Genomic DNA, 21,480 nt, shown 5'->3' on the forward strand with positions numbered 1-21,480 from the left:
TTCCGGCGACGAAGGGCACTCAGAGACACGCACGGGAACGCCCGGCGTCCGGGAGGCCGACATGGGACCAGTGGCAGCGCTGCCGACCCCGCCGGGTGTGTACGCCCCGCAGCACGACACCGGCCTGATCGCCCGCGCGCTGGACGACGAGCGCCTGGACGCCGGTTCCGCCGTCCTCGACCTGTGCACCGGGAGCGGGGCGCTGGCCGTACGGGCCGCGCGGCGCGGAGCCCGGGTCACGGCGGTCGACATCTCCTGGCGCGCCCTGGCCACCGCGTGGTGCAACGCGCTGCTCGCCGGGCGGTGCATCACCGTGCGCCACGGCGACCTGGTCGGGGCCGTGCCGGGGCGCCGGTACGACCTCGTGGTGAGCAACCCGCCCTACGTGCCCGCGCCTGCCGCGAACCCGCCGAACCGGGGTCCGGCCCGCGCCTGGGACGCCGGGCCGGACGGCCGGGTCTTCGTGGACCGGATCTGCGACAGCACCGCGGAGGTGCTCCGCGGCGGCGGGGTCCTCCTGCTCGTGCACTCCGGGCTGTGCGGCACCGCGCCGACCCTGGAACGGCTCGCCGCCTCGGGGATGGACGCCACCGTGGTGGGCCGGGCCACCGTGCCCTTCGGCCCCGTGCTGCGCGAGCGCCGGTCCTGGCTGCACAGCCGGGGCATGCTGCGCGACCGGCACGAGGAGCTGGAGGAACTGGTGGTGGTCCGCGGCGTACGGCGCTGAACGGAGCCGGGTCCGTTTCGGCGGACTTCAGCGGGTACTCGGGGTGCGGAACGCGACGCGTGTCGAGAGGGCGGAGGTCCGCCGTGCCCCGAGAAGCCGAGACCCCGGTCCGCGTGACCATCACGCCCGACGGGCCGCTGCTGCTGCCGGGGCCGGTCGAGGTGACCTGCCCGGACGGTACGGTCGTCACCTCGCGGCGCTTCACGGTGGCGCTCTGCGTCTGCCGCCGCAGCCGCGCCTACCCGTGGTGCGACACCAGCCACCGCCGACGCACGCGGAGCACGGGGGACGACCGGTGACGGCGCCCCCGCTCCCCCGGCCGCGCGGCGCACTGTCCGCGTCCGTCGTCTCCTCGCTGACCGGCGGCCGCGACGCGCCCGTCCATAGGCCCGCCGATACGCTCGCGGACACCGCCGACCCGTACGGCGACGACCTCCAGCTCGCCCTCTACGTCCTCTACGAGCTGCACTACCGCGGCTTCGAGGGCGTGCCCGACGACCTGGAGTGGGACCCCGTCCCGCTGGCGCTGCGCCGGTCGCTGGAGCGGCCGTTCCTCGCGGCCCTACGCCGGGACGCACCGCCGGGCACGAGCGCCGGGAAGGCGCTGGACGCGCTGCTGGTGGAGCCCGTCGGGCACGACGACAGCAGCGTGAGCCACCATCTGCGGCGGGACGGCAAGCTGTGGCAGCTGCGGGAGTACGCGGCCCTGCGCTCGCTGTACCACCTCAAGGAGGCCGATCCGCACGCCTGGGTCATCCCGAGGCTGCGCGGCCGGGCCAAGGCGGCCATGGTGGCGGTGGAGTTCGACGAGTTCGGCGCCGGACGCCCGGACGAGATCCACGCCCGGCTGTACGCCGACCTGATGGCGGACCTCGGTCTGGACACCGCGTACGGCAGCTATCTGGACCGGGCGCCCGCCCCCGCGCTGGCCACGGTCAACCTGATGTCCCTCTTCGGCCTGCACCGCGCCCTGCGGGGCGCCCTGGTGGGCCATTTCGCGGCGGTCGAGGTGACGTCCTCGCCGGGGTCGCGGCGGATGGCCGCGGCCATGCGCCGCGCCGGGGCGGGGGCGGCGGCGCGGCGGTTCTACGACGAGCACGTGGAGGCGGACGCCGTGCACGAACAGGTCGTCCGCCGGGACGTGGTCGGCGGCCTGCTGGCCGACGAGCCGTGCCTGGAGGCCGACATCGCCTTCGGCGTGCACGCCACCGGCCTGCTGGAGGACCGGTTCGGCGCCCATGTGCTGAAGGCGTGGCGGCAAGGGCACAGCGCCCTGCGGGAGGCGCCCGCGACGCCGGACGGCCCGGACCGGTGCCGGTCCGGGCCGTCCGGCAGCGGGTGAGGCGCGCTCAGGCGTCCAGCAACTGGTTGAAGAAGGTGCGGTACTGCTGGAGTGCCACGCGCAGCCCTTCGGTCTCGACCTGCTCGCCCCGGCTCCACTGGCCTTCCAGGTCCTTCTTGTGGTCGGCGAAGGTCGCGGCCAGGGACTGGATGACGTCGGCGACGAGGGCGTCCGCCGAACGCACCGCCTCCTTGGGGTCGTCGACGAAGGTGCCCTGGATCTTCGCCCAGCGCCCGCGGTAGTCCTCGGCCTCCTGATGGGCGATCAAGGGGTCGGACCCCTCGTCCACCGAGCGCGGCCGCTCGTCGCCCCGCGTCCGGTCCTGACCGGCCTGTTCCTCCGGTGCTCCGGTGCGCTCCCCGGCGGCCTCCCGCTCCCGCGAACGTTCCGGTGCGGGCGTCGCCTCGCCGGGGAAGGAGGGCGGCGACGTGTCGGCGCTCCGGCCGGTGCGCTCGTCGGACAGCGGGGGCGCTTCGGCGGTGCGGTCGGAGTGCGCCTCGGACAGCGGGCCCGAGCGGACCTCGGACGACGTGTCGCGTCCGGTACCGGAGGGCGCGCCCGAAGGCGTGCCGGGGGCGTCGGGCGCGTCGGTCAGGGGGCCGGAGCGGGCGTCGGGACGGCTGTCCCGGCCAGAGCGCGCCAGGTCCTCCGTCGTCAACTCGCCCTCGCCCGGGCCGCTGTTGGTGTGCCGGTCTGTCATGACAGCCTCTCTTCCGCTGATGCCGTGGTGGGCCGGGCGCCGGGTCAGGCCGCGTCGTGCCCGGTGCTCTCGTGGTGCGGGGGACGCTCGCTGCCCAGCAGGTCGTCGAAGAGGGTGCGGTAGCGCACCATGGCGCCGCGCAGTTCCTCGGTGGTCGCCTCGCCGTTCTCGTTGCGGAGGTTCACGTCGTGCGCGTCGCGGTAGTGCTCCAGGGTCTTCGCGTGCTCGACGGACAGGTCCTTGAGCTGTTGCTCGAAGCCCTCGGTGGGGTAGCCCCGGTCCCGCATGAGCCGGGTGACCAGGCGGTCGGCGTCGTCCACGCTCTGCGCCGGGTGGTCCACGAACCGTTCCTGGGTGGTGCTCCACTCGGCGGCGTACCGGTCGCGCTCGTCGGGGGACAGCTCCTTGAGGTCGAGGTCGCGGTGCCGCTTCTCCCGGGCCTTGAGCTCGCGCTCGGCGTCGCGCCGGCTCTCGCCGGACTCGACGGCCCGGTCGTACTCGGGACCGAACCGCTCTTGCAGGCTGCGCCGGCGACGGCGCGTCACGAGCCACACTCCCGCGGCGATCAGAATCAGGATGACCGCGATGGGGACCAGAATGGCGATCAGCGTTTGAGCGGTGGACATCGCCTCTCCCGCATGGTGAGTTGAGTGGTGGGGCTGATCCGGTCGACGGACAGCCCGGTACACCGCCCGAGTACCCCCGCCGTGTTGCGGCACACCGGGTGACGTGATTGCCCGGCCGCGCCGACGGGTACGCGGAGGCGGCACCGGGCGGCTCGCCAGTCGTGCGGCGGGCCGCCCTCCTCCTTGCACCCCCACGGCACGGACGGGGATGAGGGCATGAGCCGACGGCACACTCAGGACGACGCGGCACGCGTGCCGCGCACGCGTCCGGCGACGGCCGGCCACCACCGGGAGCGCTCCGGGACCGAACCGGCCACCGCCCGCAGCCCGCTGAGGCTGCGGCTGGTGCTCGGCGTGGCGGGCCTGCTCGTATTCCTGCTCGGTACGGCGCTCTTCGCCCTGTGGGCGGGCGCGGTGACGCAGCGGGACGTTCCGGACCCCACCCAGCTCACGGTCCTGGCGGTGATCTGCGGTGTCCTCTCACTGCTCGCCGCCGTGGACCTGGTGGTGGTCCTGCTGCGTCTCGCGCGCGAGCGCGCCGGGCGGCCCCGCCGGAGGTGATGGCGCGAGCCGCCGCGGCGGGGCCGCACCTCAGCGCGGCTCAGCCGGAGGGCTCGTCCGGCACGGGCTGGTCGGCGCGCACCCCGGCGGCGTCCGGAGCGCCGCGCGGGCCCGCGCCCGCCTCGTCCGTGTCGGGCACGTCGCGGGTGTCGTGAGGCGTGTCGGGCCCGTGCGCGCGGGCGTCCCAGCGGTCCTCGCCCTCGCCCGCCTGCTGGTCGGGCAGGTCCCTGGGCACGCGTCGGGCTCGGGGGTCGTGCTGCTGGTCGGACATGGCGCTCTCCTCCACGGTCGGGTCCTCGGACGCCGCGCACGGGCCGGGGCCGGGCGGGCGGTCCGTCGCGGGTACCCGGCAGTCCTCGGAGCATGCGGCCCGGGGGGGGTGAGCCGAGCGGCCCAAACAATTGAGCGGTTCATGTTTCAGGACAAACGACCCGGATACCCGCACGCAGTCGTACCAACAGCTCGGAGGAAGTGTTCACGGTGGGCGCAGCAAGCCTTACCCCGCGCGAACGGCGCAAACTGACCGAGATAGAGAAGGGCTTGAGCGGTGACAAGGTGCTCGCCCGGCGGCTGAGCACCATGCGGGTCTCCGGCCGGCCCGTGACCTGGGCGCGGCGGGCGCGGCGCCGGGCGCTCCCGCTGGCGGTGGCCGTGGGGGCGATGACGACCCTGACGCTGCTCGGTCTGCATTTCGTGCTGCGCGAGACGTACCTGATCGGAGCGATCGTCGCCGTGTGGCTGGCCACGGTGGCCGGTCTCGTGACGCTGGTCGTGCGGGCGTGCCGCCGCTGGGAGGCGGCCGAGCGGGCGGGGCGGAGGACTCCCTGGCCGATCGACCCCTCCCAGGTGTGAGGGGGCGGACCATGCCGAGCCGCATGGATGACAAGGCTGAGGCGGGCCTGCCGCGTGCCAGGCGCCCGCTCACGGAGGAGGAGTTCCGTGAGCTGATGCGCGAGGCCCGGCAGGAGGCGCGCCGGCTCCGGTTCGGCGCGCCGCCCGAGGAGGACTCTGCGGTCGCGCTGCGCACCCAGCACGCCGAGTTCGGCGCCGCCGCGCACTGACCCGCGCCGCGCGGAGGTCTCCGGTCGTTTCCCCGGTGAAGGAGGCCCGCCGCTGCGGTTACGCTCACCCGGCACGGTGTTACGTCAGGGGCACATCAAAAGGTGTGGCGGGGAGAGCGGGGGCCGCTGTGGCGGAGCTGGACATGGCCGAATACCTGGGCGGGTACGCCCGGATGCTGGCCGAGGTCTCCCGCACCGGCCGGCGCCCCACCCGTACGGAACTGGACGAGCGGCGGGCTCTCGGGGAGCGGGCCGCCGAGGCGGGGCACAGTCTGCGCGCCCTGGTGCGCGGACATCTGACGGCCACCCGGACCGCGTGGCCCGACGGCACCCCGGCGGGCTCGGTGAGCGGGGTGCTGGCAGCCGTCGAGCAGGCGGTGGACGCCTTCGCCGAGGGGTACGAGCGGGCGCAGCGGCTGGCCGTCCGGCAGGAGGAGGCGGCACGGCGGGAGTTCGTCGACGACCTGCTGTACGGCCGCAGCGACCTGGGGCGCCTGGCCGAGCGGGCCGAGCGGTTCGGCCTCGTCCTCTCCCACACGCACGCGGTCGCGGTGGCCGAGGGCCCGGAGGCGTTCGCCGACACCGCTCCGGTGACCCGGCGGGTGGAGTCCGTGCTGATCGCGCGGTTCAGCGAGCGGCGCATCCTGCTGACCACGAAGAACGGCAAGCTGATCTGCGTGGCCCCCGGCGACCAGGAGGAAGTGCTCGCCTGCTTCGCCGAGCAGGTGCTGACGACCCAGGACTGCGGCCGGGTGGCGATCGGCCGCCCCCGGCAGGGTCCGGGCGGGGTGGTGCAGTCGTACGAGGAGGCGCTGAGCACCCTGGAGCTGGCGGAGCGGCTCGGCCTCGGCGAACCGGTGGTCCGCGCGGCCGACCTGCTGGTGTACCCGGTGCTGCTGCGGGACCGGCAGGCGATGACGGAGCTGGTGCTCAGTGTGCTGGGGCCGCTGCGCGACGCCCGCGGGGGCGCGGAGCCGCCGCTGCGGACGCTGGAGGCGTACTTCGAGTCGGGCTGCCGGGCCGCGGAGGCGGCCCGTCGGCTGTCGCTGAGCGTGCGCGCGCTGACGTACCGGCTGGAGCGCATCCGTCAGCTCACCGGCAGCGATCCGGCCGATCCGCTGCACCGGTACACGCTGCAGACGGCCGTCATCGGGGCCCGGCTGCTGGGCTGGCCGGCGCGGGAGACCTGAGCACGCCGAAGGGGGCCCACCGGCAGGGTGGGCCCCCTTCTTCCGGTCGCCGGACCCGCTCAGCCCGTGATCTCGACCTTGCCGTTGCCCTGGGCGCCCTGGGCGGGCCGCCCGGCCGGGGTGACGCTCGTGGCGGCACGCTCGGTGACGCCCTTGAGGAGCTGGGTCAGGTCGACGCCGGTGGTGGAGCCGAGCAGTTCCAGACCCTGGGCCACGTTGTCGGCGACCGCGCGCGGAATGCGGCCGGCGCCGTCGGTGGAGATCACCGTCATCTTGTCCACGGCGCTGAGCGGCTCGGACGCCTTGGCGACGATCTCGGGCAGCACCGAGACGAGCATCTGCAGGACGGCGGCGTCGCCGTACTGCTCGTAGGCGTCCGCCTTCTTGCGCATGGCGTCGGCCTCGGCGCCGCCCTTGGCGGTGATCGCCGCGGCCTCCGCGTCGCCCTCCAGCCGGACCGCCTCGGCGATCGCCGCACGGCGGGACCGCTCGGCCTCACCCTGCTTGAGACCCTCGATGGCGCCCGCCTCGGCCAGTGCGCCGCGGCGCTGCTTCTCGCCCTCACCGGTGAGCCGGGCCCGCTCGGCCTCGGCCTCGGCCGCCGCGATCCCGGCCAGCCGCTCCGCCTCGGCCTGCTTGACGCGGGCGACCCGGCGGGCCTCCGCCTCCTGCTCGGCGGCGTACCGCTTGGCGTCGGCGGGCTTGCGGACCTGCGTGTCGAGCTGACGGTCCGTCAGGGCGGCCTGGCGCTCGGCGACCTTCTCCTGCTCGGCGAGGATCTCCTGCTGGCGGGCGGCCTCGGCGAGCGGTCCGGCCGCCGCCGCGCGGGCGGCGGCCTCGTCGGTCTCGGCCTTGATCTCCGCCTGCTTCAGCGCGAACGTCCGCTGCGCGACGGCGATCTCCTCCTCGGCCTTGAGCCGGGCCTGTTCGGCGGCGCGCCGGGCCACGGCCTCGGCGATGTCGGCCTCCTGGCGGGCGCGGGCGGCCTCGGGACGGCCGAGGTCCTCCAGGTAGGAGCCCTCGGTGGTGATGTCCTGGATCTGGAAGGCGTCCAGCACCAGGCCCTGCCCGGACAGGCTCGACTCGGCCTCCTCGGCGACCTGGCCGGCGAACGCCGCGCGGTCGCGGATGACGTCCTCCACCGACATCCGGCCCACGATGGCGCGCAGCGCGCCGGAGAGCACTTCCTGGGTGAAGCCGACGATGCCGTCCTGCTGCATCAGGAACCGCTGGGCCGCGGCGCGGATGGAGTCCTCGGTGCCGCCGACCTTGACGATGGCGACGCCGTCCAGGTTGGCCTTCACACCGCGCAGGGTGACCGCCCCGCGCACCGCGACCGGGATGTGCCGCGAGGACAGGTCGAGGGTGAACCGCTGCTGCACGAACGGCACGACGAACACACCCCCGCCGACGACGACCTTCTGGCCACTGTTGTCGGTGAAGACGCGCCCGGTCTCCGGGTCGGTGGCCTTCTTGCCCCGGCGGCCGGTGACGATGAACGCCTGGCTCGGCCCGGCGACCTTGTACCGGCTGACCACGGTGAGCGCCAGCAGGGCGAGGAGTACGACGACTCCGGCCACGGCGATCAGGACAGGACTCACGACGTTGCCCCCCAGATTCAGAGATGACGCAGATTCAGAGATGACGACAGAGCAGGGTTCAGCGCTCCACCGGGCGCACCACGAGGGAGGTCGGCGACGGCACCGCTTCCACCCACACCTCGGTGCCGCGCGGCAGCGGCGCGGTGGCGCGCGCGGCGAACTTGACGGTCTGCCCGCCGAGCCGGACGAGGACCTCGCCGTACCCGGAGGCCGGGATCGCCGTCACCACGTGGCCCGAGGTGCCGATCAGGTCGTTACCGGTCGGGGTGGCGTCGGTCTGGTCGCGCAGCAGCATCCGGCCGAAGCGGTAGGTCAGCCAGGCGGTGCCCACGCCGGCCGCCGCGCCGATCGCGGCGGCCGGCGCCGGGGCGATACCCAGGCCCTCGAGGGCGATGACCCCGCCGAAGCCGGTCATCGACAGGAACCCGGCGACGACCGGCAGCGACAGCCACCCCTCCAGGGCGCCTTCCAGCGCGCCGTGGAACAGGCCGTCCAGCAGGCCGTCGAAGACCAGCGACAGGACGAGCAGCACGACCCCCGTGATGCCGATTCCGAGAAACCAGGCCATACGCGCCCTCCCCCTCCCGCCCGCCGCTGATCTCCGGCTCGGCGGAATGTTCACACACGTCCCGGACCATTTCATTGCCTGAATCCGGCAGTCTTTACGTTCTTTTTATGCCGTCTTCACGCCGGGCGGCGGCCGAAGGCGTGATCCGTGGTCACCGGGTTACTCGTGGGGCAGGACGCGGGCGCTGCCGGCCCGCGGCAGGTCGTACGCGTCAGGAGGCAACCGTGGCCATCCGGTACCAGCTCATCCGGCGTCCGCCGGCCGCCGTGTGGCGGGTCCTCCAGCGGCCTTCCAGCTACGCGGACTGGGTCGTGGGCACGCACGAGACCGCCGCGCGCGAAGGCCGCTGGCCCGAGCTGGGATCGTCGCTCTCCTACACGCTCAAGATCGGCCCGCGCCGGGTCGAGGGCCACACCGTGGTACGCCGCCACGAACCGCCCCGGCACCTGGAGCTGGAGGCGAAGTCCCCCTTCGGCAACGCCCGCATCGCCATCGACGTACGCGACTGGGGCGACGAGAGCCTCGTCATCGTGGACGAGCACCCGCTGCGCGGGCTGGGCGACAAGCTCCACAACGTCCTGTTCGACACCCTGATCCAGCTCCGGCACCGGGACATGCTCAGCCGCCTGGCCCGGCTGGTGGAGCGGGAGACACCGGGGCAGTCCGACGACGGCGGCCGACGGGGTTCCGCGTCGGTCCCCCACGGCACCGGGGAGGCGGGCCATGACTGACGCGGTGGTCATCGGGGCGGGACCGAACGGGCTGGTCGCGGCCAACCTGCTCGCCGACCGGGGCTGGAGTGTGGAGGTGCTGGAGGCACAGCCGGAACCCGGCGGCGGTGTGCGCAGCGACCGCGCGGTCCACCCCGACTTCGTCAACGACCTCTTCAGCTCCTTCTACCCGCTGTCCGCCGCCTCCCCGGTCATCGAGGCGCTCCGCCTGGAGGAGGAGGGACTGCGCTGGTCGCACGCCCCGCAGGTGCTGGCCAACCCGCTGCCCGACGGGCGCTGCGCGGTGCTGCACCAGAACGCCGAGGCCACCGCCGAGTCGCTGGACGCCCTCGCCGCCGGGGACGGCGCGGCCTGGCGGGCCCAGTGCGAGACCTGGGACCGGGTGGGCGCCGACCTCGTCCGGGCGCTGTTCACCACGATGCCTCCCGTGCGGGCGCTCGCCGCCCTCGGGCTCAGGCTGCGCGGCGGCGGCGCGCTGCGGCTGGCCCGCTCCATGCTGCTGCCCGTGCGGCGGCTCGGCGAGGAGGAGTTCAGCGGCGAGGGGGCCAGGCTGCTGCTCGCGGGCAACGCCCTGCACGCCGACCTGGGCCCGGAGTCGGCGGTCGGCGGCGGCTTCGGCTGGCTGATGTCGATGCTCGGCCAGGACGTGGGTTTCCCGGTGCCGGTCGGCGGGGCCAACGCCCTCACGGACGCGCTGGTCGGCCGGCTCGGGCGCCGGGGCGGCGTCGTCCGGTGCGGGGAGCGGGTGACGGAGATCGTCGTGGAGCGGGGCCGGGCCGTCGCGGTCCGTACCGCGGGCGGCGACACGGTCCCGGCCCGGCGCGCGGTCCTGGCGGACGTGTCCGCGCCCGCCCTGTACGGCGGGCTCGTCGCGCCGGAGCATCTGCCCTCGCAGGTGCTCGACGACATGCGGCGCTTCCAGTGGGACTTCGCCACCTTCAAGGTCGACTGGGCGCTGGACTCCCCCATCCCGTGGCGGGCCGGGGCCGCGGGCGGCGCCGGCACCGTGCATCTGGCGGACAGCGTGGACGACCTCACCCGGTTCGCCGCGCAGATCGCCATGGGGCTGGTCCCGGACCGGCCGTTCGTGCTGCTGGGGCAGATGACGACCGCCGATCCGACCCGCTCCCCGGCGGGCACCGAGTCCGCCTGGGCCTACACCCACCTGCCGCGCGACATCCGCGGCGACGCCGGGGACGGAGGTCTCACCGGCTCCTGGGACGCCGCCGAGCGCGAGATCATGGCGGACCGGATCGAGCAGCGGGTCGAGGAGTTCGCGCCCGGTTTCCGCGCCCGCGTGCTCAACCGGCGCGTGCTGGCACCGCCCACGCTGCAGTCGGCCGACGCCAACCTGAGCGAGGGCGCCCTCAACGGGGGCACGACGGCGCTGCACCAGCAGGCGGTCTTCCGGCCGATCCCCGGCACGGGACGCCCGGAGACCCCGGTCCGGGGGCTCTATCTGGCCTCCGCCTCGGCCCACCCGGGCGGCGGGGTGCACGGCGCGCCCGGCGCCAACGCCGCGCAGGCCGCGCTGGGAGTCCGCCGCTCCTTCGCGGACGCCATGGCCCTGCTGCAGCGCTCCCTCGCACGCGGCAGCGGGGCGGCCGCGGTGGGAAACCGCTGACCGCCCCGCCCGCCGTCCGGCTGCCGGGAGACGCTAGCCCGCGTCGCCGCCCAGGCTGCGGATGATCGCCGACGAGAAGGCGTCGAGGTCTCCGGGGTCGCGGGAGGTGATCAGGGGGTGGCCGCCCTCGGTGTCGACCACCACCGGCTGGTCGGTCCACATCGCTCCCGCGTTCACCAGGTCGTCCAGCAGCGACGGGTACGACGTCATGTCGCGGCCCTCGGTGAGCTCGGTGTTCACCAGCAGCCAGGGTCCGTGGCAGATCGCCGCCACCGGTTTGCCCTCCCGCGCGAACGCGGTCACCAGGCGCTGCGCGTCCTCGTCGACGCGCAGCTGGTCGGCGTTGAGGGTGCCGCCGGGGATGATCACCGCGTCGTAGCCGTCCGACGTCGCCTCGGCGAGCGTGGTGTCCGGCTCGACCTTGTCGCCGGGGTCCTTGTCGGAGACGAGGGTGGCGATGGCCTCCGGTTTCTGTGCCGCGACCACCACGCGGGCGCCCGCCTCGCGCAGGGCCGCCACCGGCTTCTGAAGTTCGTCCTGCTCGGTCCCGTAGTTCGTCGTGAGGACGAGGACGCTCTTTTCGTCGAGTGCCATGGGTCGGTGCTCCTCCCGTGTCCCCCTGGTTCCCGGCGCGCGGACCCGCTCGCGGCGGCGTCCGGGCGGCCGGTCCTACCCGCACCGGCTGCCCCTCTGGCCCCGTTTCATTCGACGGCGGCCGGAATCCGTTCCAGCACCCCGCCCGCGAACACGTCGTACAGCGGCAGCGTCTCCAGGTGGACGTAGCCGATGTGGCAGTCGCAGCTGGTCAGCGGGCACGGGCGGGGGCGGAGCGCGGCCCGGTAGGAGCCGTCGTAGAGGTTGCCCAGCTCCGCGGGGACGAAGTGGCAGCGGCGGACCGTGCCGTCGCCGTCCACCGAGATCACGGACTCACCGGTCCGGCAGGGCAGCCCGGCACTGGCGTGCGGGTGCCTGCTGTACGGGAAGAGCGGGTCCAGCCCCGTCCACAGGGCGGCCTCGGCGTCGTCGTAGGTGTGGCCCTCGGCCGCGTTCACCCAGAGGTACACCCGCTCGGGCAGCTCGGCGCGCAGCCGCCGGGCCGCCTCCAGGTGCTCGGGCAGCCCGACGACGCCGACGCTGTACCGGACGCCGAGCCGGTCCAGCTCGTGGCACTTGCCGAGGAACCGGTCGTAGGGGGTCTGCCCGGGGTGGTAGGTGCACCACAGCGCGAGGGTGTCCCGGTCGGCGTCGGCGAGCCAGTCGGTGCGGCAGCTCAGGTTGGTCTGGATGGCGACGCGGCGGATGTGCGGCAGGTGGGAGAGGTCGGTCAGGGCGCGCCGGTACCAGGAGCGCACCAGTCCCTCGCCCCAGGGCGTGAACAGCACCGAGAGCCGGTCCTCGGTGCGGCCGGCAGCCCAGCCGGCGAACCGCTCCAGGCTCGCCCGGTCGGCCCGCAGCTGCTCCCGGCTGTCGCGGCGCTTGGCGAACGGGCAGTAGGGACAGTCGTAGTCGCAGGAGGCCAGCGGGCCCCGGTACAGCAGGGTCAGGTCCATGACGGCAGGCTCACTTGCGCTCGTAGGCGGCCATCGCGGCCCGCACGGCCGGGGAGAACAGTTCGGGGCCGAGCGCGTCGGAGTGGGCCAGCCCTTCTGGGGTCAGCCGCAGCACCGGGTCCGCGCCGGGCTCCAGCCAGCCGAGGTCCGCGAACCGCGCCAGCTCGGCCGGGAAGTCCTCGGCCGGGGCGCTGCCGCCGAACCGGGTGCGGTACTCCGCCGTCTCCAGTCCGTCCGCCTGGAGCAGCGACTGCAGCAGGTGGCGGCGGCGCGCCTCGTCCCCGGTCATCCGGCGTCCGTATTCGGCGTGCGCGAAGTCGGCGGCGGGGCGGGCGGTGTAGTCGTCGATGATCGCGCGGATCTCGTGCATGCCGACGGCGTAGTCGAAGGAGTAGTGCAGCCCGGAGGTGTAGGAGCGTGCTCCGCAGCCCAGGCCGATCATGCCGTCGGTCTGGCAGGCGTAGTCGTCGGCGCCCTCGGCCGGGGCGTCGGCGCGGCGGAACATGCGCATGGACCGCTGCTCGTAGCCGTGCGCGAGGAGATGGTCCCGGCCGGCGCGGTACAGCCGCAGCCGCTGCTCGTCCCACTCCGGGTCGGCCGCGTCGCCGCGCCGTCCGAGTCCGGTGAGCGGGCGTACGTAGAGCGGGTAGAGGTACAGCTCCTCGGGCCGCCAGGCCAGCGCGGCGTCCAGCGAGCGCAGCCAGGTCGCCTCGGTCTGGCCCTCGATGCCGTAGATCAGGTCGATGTTGAGCACGGGTATCCCCGCGTCCCGGACCCGGCCGAGCGCCGCCTCGACGTCGGCGCGGCGCTGCGGGCGTACGGCGGCCCGCGCCTCGGTGTCGTCGAAGCTCTGCACGCCGAGGCTGAGGCGGGTGGCACCGCGCTCGGCGAGGACGGCGAGCCGGTCGGCGGTGGCCGTGGCCGGGGACGCCTCCACGGAGAGCGGCACGGCACGCAGGTCGGCGCCCATGCGGTGCTCGGCGATGTCGCAGAGCCGGGTCAGTTCGGCGGCCGTGAGGAAGGTGGGGGTGCCCCCTCCGAAGGCGGCGGTGGCGAACCGGACCGTCTCGCGCTCCCCCAGCGCCTCCCGCACGGCGCCCGCCTGCCGCTCCAGTGCGTCGAGATAGGCGCCGGTGAGGCCGTCGGGCGCGCCGATGCGGGTGAACAGGTTGCAGAACCCGCAGCGCACCTCGCAGAACGGGATGTGCAGGTAGAGGGAGAGCGCGTCCGTGGGCTCGTCCGCCCACAGCCGGCTCAGCCGCGGCCGGTCGGCCAGCCGCCGGTACGCGGTCTTGTGCGGGTAGGCGTAGACGTAACTCTGGTAGGGGGCCGGGGCGGTCACGGCGGCCGGGGTCATCGGCCGGCTCCCTGCGCGAGCGCGAAGTGGGCGTAGGGCACGGTCCACACCGACTCGTGGCCGATGCGGTGTCCGCTCCAGCCGTCGTCGCCGTAGGCGGTGCCGTGGTCGGAGCAGACGATGGCCAGGCAGGGGCGGCGGCTGCTCATGGCGGTGAAGAGGCGGCCGATGTGCCGGTCCACGTACTCCAGCGCGGCGGCGTGGGTGGCGCAAGAATCGCCGTCCTCCTTGCACGCGCCGGGCAGATGGAACCAGTTGGGCTGGTGCAGCGCGGAGACGTTGACGAAGAGGAACAGCGGCTGCTCCGGCGCCGTGCGCGCGGCTATCTCCTCGGCACGGGACACCTGGGACTCGAAGGAGTCCGGTGAGGTCACCCCGAACTCCGGTTCCCAGTGCGACTCGTCGAAGAGACCGGGCAGCACCGAGCCGAGGGCGCCCTGCTTGTTGAAGAAGCCCACGCCGCCGACGCAGGCCGTGCGGTACCCGGCCTGGGCGAGCCCGGACACCAGGTCCGGGGTGTCGTAGACGAAGGTGCCGTCCGCCGTGGTCTCGCTGCCCGCGAAGGCGGCGGCGAACAGGCGCGGGTGCCTGCCGGGCGCGGCCGGTGTGGGCAGGAAGCCCGCGAACATGGCCTGGTGGGAGGCGTAGGTGAAGCTGCCGGGGGCGTGCCGCTTCTCCCAGCGGCCGCCGGGCAGATGGCGGGCGAGGTGGGGGATGCGGCCGGCCTCGGCGAGTTCGGCGGCCACGTCGTAGCGGAGCGTGTCGAGGGTGACCAGCAGAATGTCGTGGCTGCCGACGACGCGGTTCATGTCCGGTACGCCGGGGGCCACTTCGGGCAGGCGGGCGGTGGCCGGGTCAGGCGCTGGCATGGGTGGTTCCTGTTCTGTGCGGGTGGTGCGGGCCGGGCGGCGTGGTGAGCGGGGCCCGGCGCAGGGCGGCGGCGACCTGCGCCGCGTAGGTGTCGAGGCCCTCGGCGCCGCTGCCGGGCAGGCCGGTGAGCCGGGGCAGCAGATCGCCGAAGGCGTTGACCTCGCCGACGAAGGCGCGGCGCCAGCCGACGGCCGGCAGCAGGTCGACGCCGACGCAGAGGGTGTCCGGGAAGCAGGCCGCGGCCCGCTCGCAGATCCCGAGCAGCTCCGGCCAGCGCAGGCCGGCGCTCTCGGCGGCCCGCCTGGCTCCGGCCAGATCGCCCCGGTGGCCGCCGAGGTGGAGGTTGGTGAGCGGTCCGGCGCCGGTGCGGACCACGGCGTGGGTGGCGCGGCCGTCGACCACGACCACCCTGAGGTCGGCGGCGCGGCCGTCCTGGGACGCCTTGGGCACCCAGCGCTCCAGGTGCAGGCCGTCCGGGGCGAGCGCGTCCACGATGGCGGCGATGTCCCGCTCCCGCTGATACCGGCGTATCCGGAGGGAGTTGAACAGCCGCCCCTCCGCGTCGAGTTCGACGGAGGTGGTGGCCCTGATCCGGCCGCCGGCCGCCGAGTCCACGGCGAGCACACCGGAGGCCGACGAACCGTGCGCGGGCTTGACGAACAGCCGGGGCATGCGGTGCTCGCGCATCAGCGCCCGCACGTCGTCCCAGCCGCGCACCGGTGCACCCGCCGGGCCCGAGGTGGGCGATTCGGGCACCGGGACGTCCGCCGCGGCGAGGACCGCGTGGCAGCGCCGCTTGTCGAACATGACGGCCACGTCGTCGGCGCCGTCCAGCCGTACGCCGCCGCGCAGGGTGCCCAGGGCCGCGGTGAAGCGCTCGTACCAGCGGGCCGAGCCTTCGACGCGGGTCGGGTCGGGCACGCCGCGCAGGAGGAGGTCGACCTCGGGGTCCTCTCCTGGCGAGTCGACGCGGACGATCTCCTGCGTCCCGAAGCGGGCCCCGCCTTCGCGCAGCACCTGAAGCCAGGGCACCACGCGGGGCGCGGGCAGCCCGGCGGCCTCGACGGCCCGGGCGAAGAGGGTGACCCTGCGGCCCGCGGGGTTGCCGACCACCGTGAAACACCGGTTCATGGAGGGCCGCTCACTCGCCGATCGCCACGAACCGCTGGACCGTGCCGTCCTTGTCCTCGTACGAGTCGGCGTCGTCGTCGTTCAGGTCGAGCCGGACGCCCGCCGGTTCGAGGGTGTCCCGAAGGCGCTGACGCAGCGGCTCGGTGAAGTAGTTGTGGTGCAGGTCGAGGAAGTCGAGGTGGGTCAGCGGCCGGCCGGCGAGCAGCGCGGCGGCGCCCTCGTCGCCGAGGGTGCCCATGGAGAGGTCCAGCGTCCGGAGCCGGTCCACGACGGGCGCGGCGGCGACGGCGGCCGCGATCGCGTCCTGTATCTCGCTGTTGCGCAGCCCCAGATGACGCAGGCGGGGCAGCCGGGCGCCGGAGAGGATCGGCTCCAGGTCGGACACCTCGCTGTCGGCGCCGTACGACGAGTCGCCGAGCCACAGTTCGAGGTGCTCCAGCGCGGGCAGGTCGCTGCCGCCGACGCCCCGCACGACCTCGGCGGGCAGCCCGCCGGTCTCCACGACCAGCTTGGACAGCGCGGAGTGGGTGAGCGCGTGGAACTCGAGCCCGGTGCCGCCGCGCACCCCGAACTCCACCAGCTCCGGGAAGCCGGTGAGCAGTCCGGTGACGTCCGACTGCTGGATCCAGGAGAGTTCGGCCTCCTCCATGACGAGGTCGCCGAGGAACAGCGCGCGCAGGGCGGGCAGCCGGTCGCGGGCGGCGAGCAGCGCGGCCGTCGCGGCGGAGGAGTCCGTCTCGTACGCGTCCGTCCAGGCGCCGACGATCAGCGCCCGGACGCGCGTCGTGTGCACGGTGGCGAGGAAGCGGGCGAAGGCGTCCGTCCACTCCTCCTCCGCGTCGTACACGTCCCCGGCGATCCGCCACGCGACGGCGTCCGGCTCGGGCAGCTCCACCTCCGCTTCCGCGTCGGGGAAGTCGAACGCGGGGAGGCCGTACAGCTCTCCCAGGTGTTGATTGATCGTCATACGGGCTGCTCCTGACGTGCGATGGGCGCGAACGTGTGCGGTCCACGGCGTGTCCGGAAGTTCTACCAACCCGCACTGACAACCGCCCCGCCGCCTGTGGAGAACCACGGCTGAGGAGCGCCACGGCCTTGGAGCGCCACGCGGCGGACCGCGCGGCGGACTACTCGGCGGGCAGGGCCTCGCGGAGCGTCCTCGCGGTGGCCGCCGGGTCGTACCCCTCGGGGACGCCGTCGACCAGGACGATGTCCCCGGCGATGTGCCGGGAGCGCAGCGGGGCGATCTCCTGGTAGGCGGGCGAGTCCCACCAGGCCCGCGCCTCGGTGATCCCCGGGAAGCCGATGATCACGACATGGCCGGGCCAGACGCCCTCCTTCACCTCGTGCTGTGCGCCGTGGACGAGGAACCGGCCGCCGTAGGGCTCGAAGGTGGCGGTGATCCGCTCGATGTACTCGGCGATCTCGAGGTGCGGGGTGGCCTCGCGGAGATGGGCAACGGCGTAGGCGGTCATCGGGTCCTCCACAGCGTCGGCGATCATCGGATCTTCGCGACGCCCGATCCTGCCACCCCCGCTGACCGGCGTCGACGGTCCGCCGGGTGATCGATCGCGACGGGCCGGAGCGGCACGGTGCTCCCGGCTTCCGGGGCGGATCTGTGCTACTCTTTCTCTTGTTGCAGTTGTGGTACCCATGAACTTTATGTGCGCCTGACGGGAAATGTTTCTCCTTCAGGCGCATTTTGTTTTCCGGCATCTCCGGATGGGGCCTCTGCCATCAGAAGGAGAAAGTCATGGCACAGGGAACCGTCAAGTGGTTCAACTCGGAAAAGGGCTTCGGCTTCATCGAGCAGGACGGCGGCGGCCCGGACGTCTTCGCCCACTACTCGAACATCGCCACCCAGGGCTTCCGTGAGCTCCAGGAGGGCCAGCGGGTCTCGTTCGACGTCACGCAGGGCCAGAAGGGCCCCCAGGCCGAGAACATCGTTCCCGCCTGATCGCAGGACGCGTATCTCGCTCACCGGGGTCCGCACCGTCATGGTGCGGACCCCGGTTTGTGCTGTGTTGAGGAAGGCAGTAACCGCATGCCCCGCAGGTATCAGAAGCCGAACCGCGGCTCGTCGTCGTCCCGGCCCTCGCCGGCTCCCAGTGCTCCCCAGGAATTCCGCCTGCCGGAGAGCACGACACCCGCGCTGCCGGCCGTCGCTGAGTTCGCCGACCTCGACATGCCCGCGGCGCTGCTGAAGACGCTGGCCGCTCAGGGGGTGACCACCCCCTTCCCCATCCAGGCCGCCACGCTGCCGAACTCGCTGGCCGGCCGTGATCTCCTGGGCCGAGGCCGTACCGGCTCCGGCAAGACCCTGGCCTTCGGCCTCGCCCTCCTCGCCCGTACGGCGGGACGGCGCGCCGAGCCCAAGGCCCCCCTCTCCCTGATCCTGGTGCCCACGCGTGAGCTGGCCCAGCAGGTGACGGACGCGCTGACCCCGTACGCCACGGCGGTCAACCTGCGCATGGCCACGGTGGTCGGCGGTCTGTCGATCACCAAGCAGGCCGCCACGCTCCGGCGCGGCGCCGAGGTGCTGGTGGCGAGCCCCGGCCGTCTGAACGACCTGGTGGAGCGCGGCGACTGCGTGCTGCACGACGTCGACATCACGGTGCTGGACGAGGCCGACCAGATGACGGACATGGGCTTCCTGCCGCAGATCACCAGGCTGATCCAGCAGGTACGCCCCGACGGCCAGCGGATGCTGTTCTCCGCCACGCTGGACCGGAACATCGACAAGCTGGTGCAGCGGTTCCTGACCGACCCCGTGGTGCACTCGGTGGACCCGTCCGCCGGTGCGGTCACCACGATGGAGCACCACCTGCTCCACCTCCAGGACGAGACCGACAAGAAGGCCGTCACCACGCGCATCGCGGCCCGTGACGGCCGGGTCATCCTGTTCCTGGACACCAAGCGGTCCGCCGACCGGCTCGCCAAGCGCCTGCTGTCGGTCGGGGTCCGCGCCGCCGCCCTGCACGGCGGGCGCTCGCAGCCGCAGCGCAACCGCGCGCTGGAGCAGTTCAAGACCGGCGAGATCACCGCGCTGGTGGCGACCAACGTCGCGGCCCGCGGTATACACATCGACGATCTCGACCTCGTCGTGAACGTCGACCCGCCGACCGACCACAAGGACTACCTGCACCGCGGCGGCCGCACCGCCCGTGCCGGCGGTTCCGGCAGCGTGGTCACGCTGGTGCTGCCCGAGCAGAAGCGGGAGGTCAACCAGCTCATGTCGGCCGCCGGCATCCGCCCGAAGACGGCCCGTGTCACCTCCAGCGCCCCGGAGCTGGTCACCATCACCGGTGCCCGTGAGCCCTCGGGCGTGGCCGTGGTCATCGCGGCCCCGGAGCCGACGCCGCCGAAGGCGCGTCCGGCCCGCGGGTCCGGCGCCGGTTCCGGGGCGGGTGGCCGCGCGGGCCGCCGACGCCGTCCGGCCGGTGCCGGTGAGGGCACGAGCGCGGGCGGCCAGGGCCGGGGGTCCGAGGGCCGTTCCAAGCCGGGTACGGCGAGCGGCGGCGGCACGGGTGCCTCCGGCGGGCGCGGTACGGGCCGTCGCGCGAGCGCGGAGGGTGCCAAGGGCCAGAGCACGGGCGGCCGCCGCGGCGCCGGTGGCACGGCTTCCGGCAAGGCGGCCCCGCGCGGTGCCGCGCGCAGGGGTCCGGGCGAGCGGGCGGCGGGCACCGGCGGTGCCGACCGCCGAGGCGGCCGCCGCCCGGCCGCGAGCTGAGCCCAGAGCAACGGAAAAACCCCCCGACCGGGCCGGTCGGGGGGTTTTCTGTTCGCTTGGGCCGGTACGGATCACCGGCGCCGGGGCAGGCGGACCACCTGGACGAAGAAGTCGTCGATCTGGCGGACGGCGGCGATGAACTGGTCGAGGTCGACCGGCTTGGTGACGTAGGCGTTGGCGTGCAGCTTGTAGCTGCGCAGGATGTCCTCCTCGGCCGCCGAGGTGGTGAGGACGACCACGGGGATGTCGGCGAGGTCCTGGTCGGACTTGATCCGCTCCAGCACCTGGCGCCCGTCGTACTTGGGCAGGTTCAGGTCCAGCAGGATCAGGTCGGGCCGGGGCGCGTCGGTGTGGCCGGCGCGCCGGTAGAGGAAGTCCAGCGCCTCCTCGCCGTCGCGGACCACGTGCAGCGTGTTGCCGATCTTGTTGTCCTCGAAGGCCTCCCTGGTCATCAGCTCGTCGCCGGGGTCGTCCTCCACGAGGAGGACGTCGATCGGGGTGGCGTCGGGAGTCGTCATGTCAGGGCCTTCTTCTGAGGGTGGGTGCCGGGCTCGTCCTGGATGGTCGCCCCGGGCAGGGTGAAGCGGAAACGGGTGCCGTCGACGTACTCGGTGTCCAGCCAGATCCTGCCGCCGTGGTGCTCCACGATCTTCTTGCACAGCGCCAGGCCGATGCCCGTCCCACCGTAGGCGTCCCGGCTGTGCAGTCGCTGGAAGATGACGAAGACCTTCTCGGCGAACTCGCCGGGGATGCCGATGCCGTTGTCCGTGACGCTCAGGAGCAGGGTGCCCGGCTCGTCCGGGTCGTCCTCGCAGGTGACGATGACCTGCGGGGCGCGGTCGGGGTGGCGGAACTTCAGGGCGTTGCCGACCAGATTCTGCCAGAGCATGGCGAACAGGGTCGGGTCGCCCACCACCTCGGGCATCCCGTCCGGCCGCTCGACCCGGGCGCCGGACTCCTCCACGGCGGTGCCCAGGTTCATCAGCGCCTTCTCCAGCGACTTGTCCAGGCCCACGGGCACGCGGTCGTCGGTGAGACGGCCGACGCGGGAGAAGGTGAGCAGGTCGTTGATGAGCACCTGCATGCGCTTGGCGCCGTCCACCGCGAAGTCGATGTACTGCCGGCCGCGGTCGTCCAGCTCGTCGTAGTACCGCTTCTCCAGGAGCTGGCAGAAGGAGGCGACCTTGCGCAGCGGCTCCTGGAGGTCGTGGGAGGCGACGTAGGCGAACTGCTCCAGCTCCACGTTGGAGCGGCGCAGCTCGACCGCCTGGGCGTCCAGGTCGGCGGCCTGGGTGGCGAGGACACGCTGCTGGGCGTGGGAGGCGTCCAGCTCGGCCACGATCCGCTTGCGCATGCCCTCCACGTCGTCGGCGAGGGCCGTCAGGTCGGTCGGGCCGCCTCCGGTGATGACGTGTTCGAAGTCGCCGCCCGCGACCCGGCGGGAGGCGGTGCGCAGCCGCTCCAGGGGCCGGGTGACGAGCAGCCGTACGAAGACGGCGAGCACCGCGCCGGTGAGCAGGAAGGCGGCCACCATGGCGGCGAGCCCGGTGTTGCGCAGGTTCCGCTCGTGCGCGAGCTTGGCCCGCCCGTCGCTGACCGCCTCGGCCAGGTGCGTGTTCTGCAGGCTCCACTGGGCGCGCAGGCGGTCGAAGTCCTGCCTGCCGCGCTCCAGCTTCTGCTGGTCCAGCGCCTTCGGGCGGCCGGGGGTGATGGAGCGGGACAGCGGCTCGGCGTAGTCGCGGCGCCATGCGGCGGCCCCGCGCTCGATCGCGTCCAGGTCACGGCGCAGTTCGGGGCGGTCCCCGATCAGCCGGCGCAGGTTGTCGGCCGCGTTCGCCTCCTCCTGCTTGCCCTGGGCGTAGGGCGCGTTGAAGCGGGGGTCGGCGGTGATCGCGTAGCCCCGGATGCCGGTCTCCTGGTTGACCAGCGCGGCCTGGAGCCGGTACGCCTCCGTCTGCGCGGGCTGGACGTTGCTCAGCATGGTGTCGGTGACCGACGCCGTACGGTTCAGCAGGTTGGCGCCGACCACCGTGCCCAGGAGGACGAAGAGGGCCATCAGCGACAGCACCAGGTAGAACCAGCCCTGCACGGTCAGCCGGCGTCCGGTCCAC

The 21,480-nt window shown here is 73.8% G+C and carries 25 protein-coding genes; 11 read left to right on the forward strand and 14 right to left on the reverse strand.

Translation table 11 applies throughout. The features are described from left to right. Window positions 1–61: 61 nt before the first annotated feature. The 3 genes from ABZ898_RS04825 to ABZ898_RS04835 all read left to right on the forward strand — a co-directional run bounded on the left by ABZ898_RS04825 (window position 62) and on the right by ABZ898_RS04835 (window position 2,069). Complete coding sequence (locus ABZ898_RS04825) at window positions 62–727, forward strand: HemK2/MTQ2 family protein methyltransferase (protein WP_361652792.1); 666 nt, start codon at window positions 62–64, stop codon at window positions 725–727. Window positions 728–810: 83 nt separating this feature from the next. Continuing rightward, window positions 811–1,026 (forward strand): CDGSH iron-sulfur domain-containing protein, encoded by a 216-nt coding sequence (locus ABZ898_RS04830; protein WP_361652794.1) that lies wholly within the window; start codon window positions 811–813, stop codon window positions 1,024–1,026. Further along, window positions 1,023–2,069: an iron-containing redox enzyme family protein gene (locus tag ABZ898_RS04835; RefSeq protein WP_361652796.1), complete on the forward strand. Its 1,047-nt coding sequence runs from the start codon at window positions 1,023–1,025 to the stop codon at window positions 2,067–2,069. The genes ABZ898_RS04830 and ABZ898_RS04835 overlap by 4 nt, the downstream gene beginning before the upstream one ends. Before the next feature lie 7 nt (window positions 2,070–2,076). Here the strand turns inward: ABZ898_RS04835 and ABZ898_RS04840 are convergent, their stop codons facing one another. Next, the gene (locus ABZ898_RS04840) at window positions 2,077–2,769 is read right to left on the reverse strand and encodes a hypothetical protein (protein WP_361652798.1); all 693 of its coding nucleotides are present in this window, start codon (window positions 2,767–2,769) and stop codon (window positions 2,077–2,079) included. Between the two features lie 44 nt (window positions 2,770–2,813). Further along, window positions 2,814–3,395: a hypothetical protein gene (locus tag ABZ898_RS04845; RefSeq protein WP_361652800.1), complete on the reverse strand. Its 582-nt coding sequence runs from the start codon at window positions 3,393–3,395 to the stop codon at window positions 2,814–2,816. A gap of 216 nt (window positions 3,396–3,611) precedes the next feature. Here ABZ898_RS04845 and ABZ898_RS04850 point away from each other — a divergent pair, with 216 nt between their 5' ends. Further along, a complete protein-coding gene (locus ABZ898_RS04850; RefSeq protein WP_361652802.1) occupies window positions 3,612–3,956 on the forward strand; it encodes a DUF6343 family protein in 345 nt (114 codons plus the stop codon). A 40-nt stretch (window positions 3,957–3,996) separates the two neighbouring features. Here ABZ898_RS04850 and ABZ898_RS04855 read toward each other — a convergent pair whose 3' ends face one another. Further along, window positions 3,997–4,227, reverse strand: a complete 231-nt coding sequence (locus ABZ898_RS04855) for a hypothetical protein (RefSeq protein ID WP_361652804.1) — start codon at window positions 4,225–4,227, stop codon at window positions 3,997–3,999. Between the two features lie 209 nt (window positions 4,228–4,436). Between ABZ898_RS04855 and ABZ898_RS04860 the strand changes: the two genes are divergently transcribed. From ABZ898_RS04860 to ABZ898_RS04870, 3 genes are all read left to right on the forward strand, one after another. Continuing rightward, window positions 4,437–4,808, forward strand: a complete 372-nt coding sequence (locus ABZ898_RS04860) for a hypothetical protein (protein ID WP_361652806.1) — start codon at window positions 4,437–4,439, stop codon at window positions 4,806–4,808. A gap of 23 nt (window positions 4,809–4,831) precedes the next feature. After that, window positions 4,832–5,017: a hypothetical protein gene (locus ABZ898_RS04865; RefSeq protein ID WP_361652808.1), complete on the forward strand. Its 186-nt coding sequence runs from the start codon at window positions 4,832–4,834 to the stop codon at window positions 5,015–5,017. A gap of 143 nt (window positions 5,018–5,160) precedes the next feature. Next, the gene (locus ABZ898_RS04870; protein ID WP_361652810.1) at window positions 5,161–6,207 is read left to right on the forward strand and encodes a helix-turn-helix domain-containing protein; all 1,047 of its coding nucleotides are present in this window, start codon (window positions 5,161–5,163) and stop codon (window positions 6,205–6,207) included. 59 nt (window positions 6,208–6,266) lie between these two features. Here the strand turns inward: ABZ898_RS04870 and ABZ898_RS04875 are convergent, their stop codons facing one another. Both ABZ898_RS04875 and ABZ898_RS04880 read right to left on the reverse strand, forming a co-directional pair. Then, window positions 6,267–7,808: an SPFH domain-containing protein gene (locus ABZ898_RS04875; protein ID WP_361652812.1), complete on the reverse strand. Its 1,542-nt coding sequence runs from the start codon at window positions 7,806–7,808 to the stop codon at window positions 6,267–6,269. Between the two features lie 58 nt (window positions 7,809–7,866). Continuing rightward, a complete protein-coding gene (locus ABZ898_RS04880; protein WP_361652814.1) occupies window positions 7,867–8,376 on the reverse strand; it encodes an NfeD family protein in 510 nt (169 codons plus the stop codon). A gap of 224 nt (window positions 8,377–8,600) precedes the next feature. Between ABZ898_RS04880 and ABZ898_RS04885 the strand changes: the two genes are divergently transcribed. Further along, a complete protein-coding gene (locus ABZ898_RS04885; protein ID WP_361652816.1) occupies window positions 8,601–9,107 on the forward strand; it encodes an SRPBCC family protein in 507 nt (168 codons plus the stop codon). Then, the gene (locus ABZ898_RS04890) at window positions 9,100–10,731 is read left to right on the forward strand and encodes an NAD(P)/FAD-dependent oxidoreductase (protein ID WP_361652818.1); all 1,632 of its coding nucleotides are present in this window, start codon (window positions 9,100–9,102) and stop codon (window positions 10,729–10,731) included. The genes ABZ898_RS04885 and ABZ898_RS04890 overlap by 8 nt, the downstream gene beginning before the upstream one ends. 33 nt (window positions 10,732–10,764) lie before the next feature. On the opposite strand, the gene ABZ898_RS04895 is transcribed toward ABZ898_RS04890, so the two are convergent. From ABZ898_RS04895 to ABZ898_RS04925, 7 genes are all read right to left on the reverse strand, one after another. Beyond that, window positions 10,765–11,325 (reverse strand): type 1 glutamine amidotransferase domain-containing protein, encoded by a 561-nt coding sequence (locus ABZ898_RS04895; protein ID WP_361652820.1) that lies wholly within the window; start codon window positions 11,323–11,325, stop codon window positions 10,765–10,767. A gap of 107 nt (window positions 11,326–11,432) precedes the next feature. Continuing rightward, window positions 11,433–12,281: an STM4011 family radical SAM protein gene (locus ABZ898_RS04900; RefSeq protein ID WP_361652822.1), complete on the reverse strand. Its 849-nt coding sequence runs from the start codon at window positions 12,279–12,281 to the stop codon at window positions 11,433–11,435. Window positions 12,282–12,291: 10 nt separating this feature from the next. Next, window positions 12,292–13,638 (reverse strand): STM4012 family radical SAM protein, encoded by a 1,347-nt coding sequence (locus ABZ898_RS04905; RefSeq protein WP_361652824.1) that lies wholly within the window; start codon window positions 13,636–13,638, stop codon window positions 12,292–12,294. Continuing rightward, window positions 13,635–14,447 (reverse strand): STM4013/SEN3800 family hydrolase, encoded by an 813-nt coding sequence (locus ABZ898_RS04910; protein ID WP_361653124.1) that lies wholly within the window; start codon window positions 14,445–14,447, stop codon window positions 13,635–13,637. Before ABZ898_RS04910 ends, ABZ898_RS04905 begins: the two co-directional genes overlap by 4 nt. A 46-nt stretch (window positions 14,448–14,493) precedes the next feature. Then, window positions 14,494–15,639, reverse strand: a complete 1,146-nt coding sequence (locus ABZ898_RS04915; protein WP_361652826.1) for an STM4014 family protein — start codon at window positions 15,637–15,639, stop codon at window positions 14,494–14,496. Window positions 15,640–15,649: 10 nt separating this feature from the next. Beyond that, the gene (locus tag ABZ898_RS04920) at window positions 15,650–16,606 is read right to left on the reverse strand and encodes an STM4015 family protein (RefSeq protein WP_361652828.1); all 957 of its coding nucleotides are present in this window, start codon (window positions 16,604–16,606) and stop codon (window positions 15,650–15,652) included. A 160-nt stretch (window positions 16,607–16,766) separates the two neighbouring features. Further along, the gene (locus ABZ898_RS04925; protein WP_361653126.1) at window positions 16,767–17,114 is read right to left on the reverse strand and encodes a DUF1330 domain-containing protein; all 348 of its coding nucleotides are present in this window, start codon (window positions 17,112–17,114) and stop codon (window positions 16,767–16,769) included. Window positions 17,115–17,392: 278 nt separating this feature from the next. Between ABZ898_RS04925 and ABZ898_RS04930 the strand changes: the two genes are divergently transcribed. Both ABZ898_RS04930 and ABZ898_RS04935 read left to right on the forward strand, forming a co-directional pair. Continuing rightward, window positions 17,393–17,596 (forward strand): cold-shock protein, encoded by a 204-nt coding sequence (locus ABZ898_RS04930; RefSeq protein ID WP_007502648.1) that lies wholly within the window; start codon window positions 17,393–17,395, stop codon window positions 17,594–17,596. Between the two features lie 87 nt (window positions 17,597–17,683). Continuing rightward, window positions 17,684–19,369, forward strand: coding sequence for a DEAD/DEAH box helicase (locus tag ABZ898_RS04935; protein WP_361652830.1), 1,686 nt, complete (start codon window positions 17,684–17,686; stop codon window positions 19,367–19,369). Window positions 19,370–19,440: 71 nt separating this feature from the next. On the opposite strand, the gene ABZ898_RS04940 is transcribed toward ABZ898_RS04935, so the two are convergent. Both ABZ898_RS04940 and ABZ898_RS04945 read right to left on the reverse strand, forming a co-directional pair. Beyond that, window positions 19,441–19,887 carry a response regulator gene (locus ABZ898_RS04940; RefSeq protein WP_361652832.1) on the reverse strand — a complete coding sequence of 149 codons (447 nt, stop codon included), beginning with the start codon at window positions 19,885–19,887 and terminating at the stop codon, window positions 19,441–19,443. Further along, a complete protein-coding gene (locus ABZ898_RS04945) occupies window positions 19,884–21,425 on the reverse strand; it encodes a CHASE3 domain-containing protein (protein WP_361653128.1) in 1,542 nt (513 codons plus the stop codon). The genes ABZ898_RS04940 and ABZ898_RS04945 overlap by 4 nt, the downstream gene beginning before the upstream one ends. Window positions 21,426–21,480 lie beyond the last annotated feature (55 nt).

It is taken from the genome of Streptomyces sp. NPDC046860, from assembly GCF_040645115.1.
GTDB lineage: Bacteria > Actinomycetota > Actinomycetes > Streptomycetales > Streptomycetaceae > Streptomyces.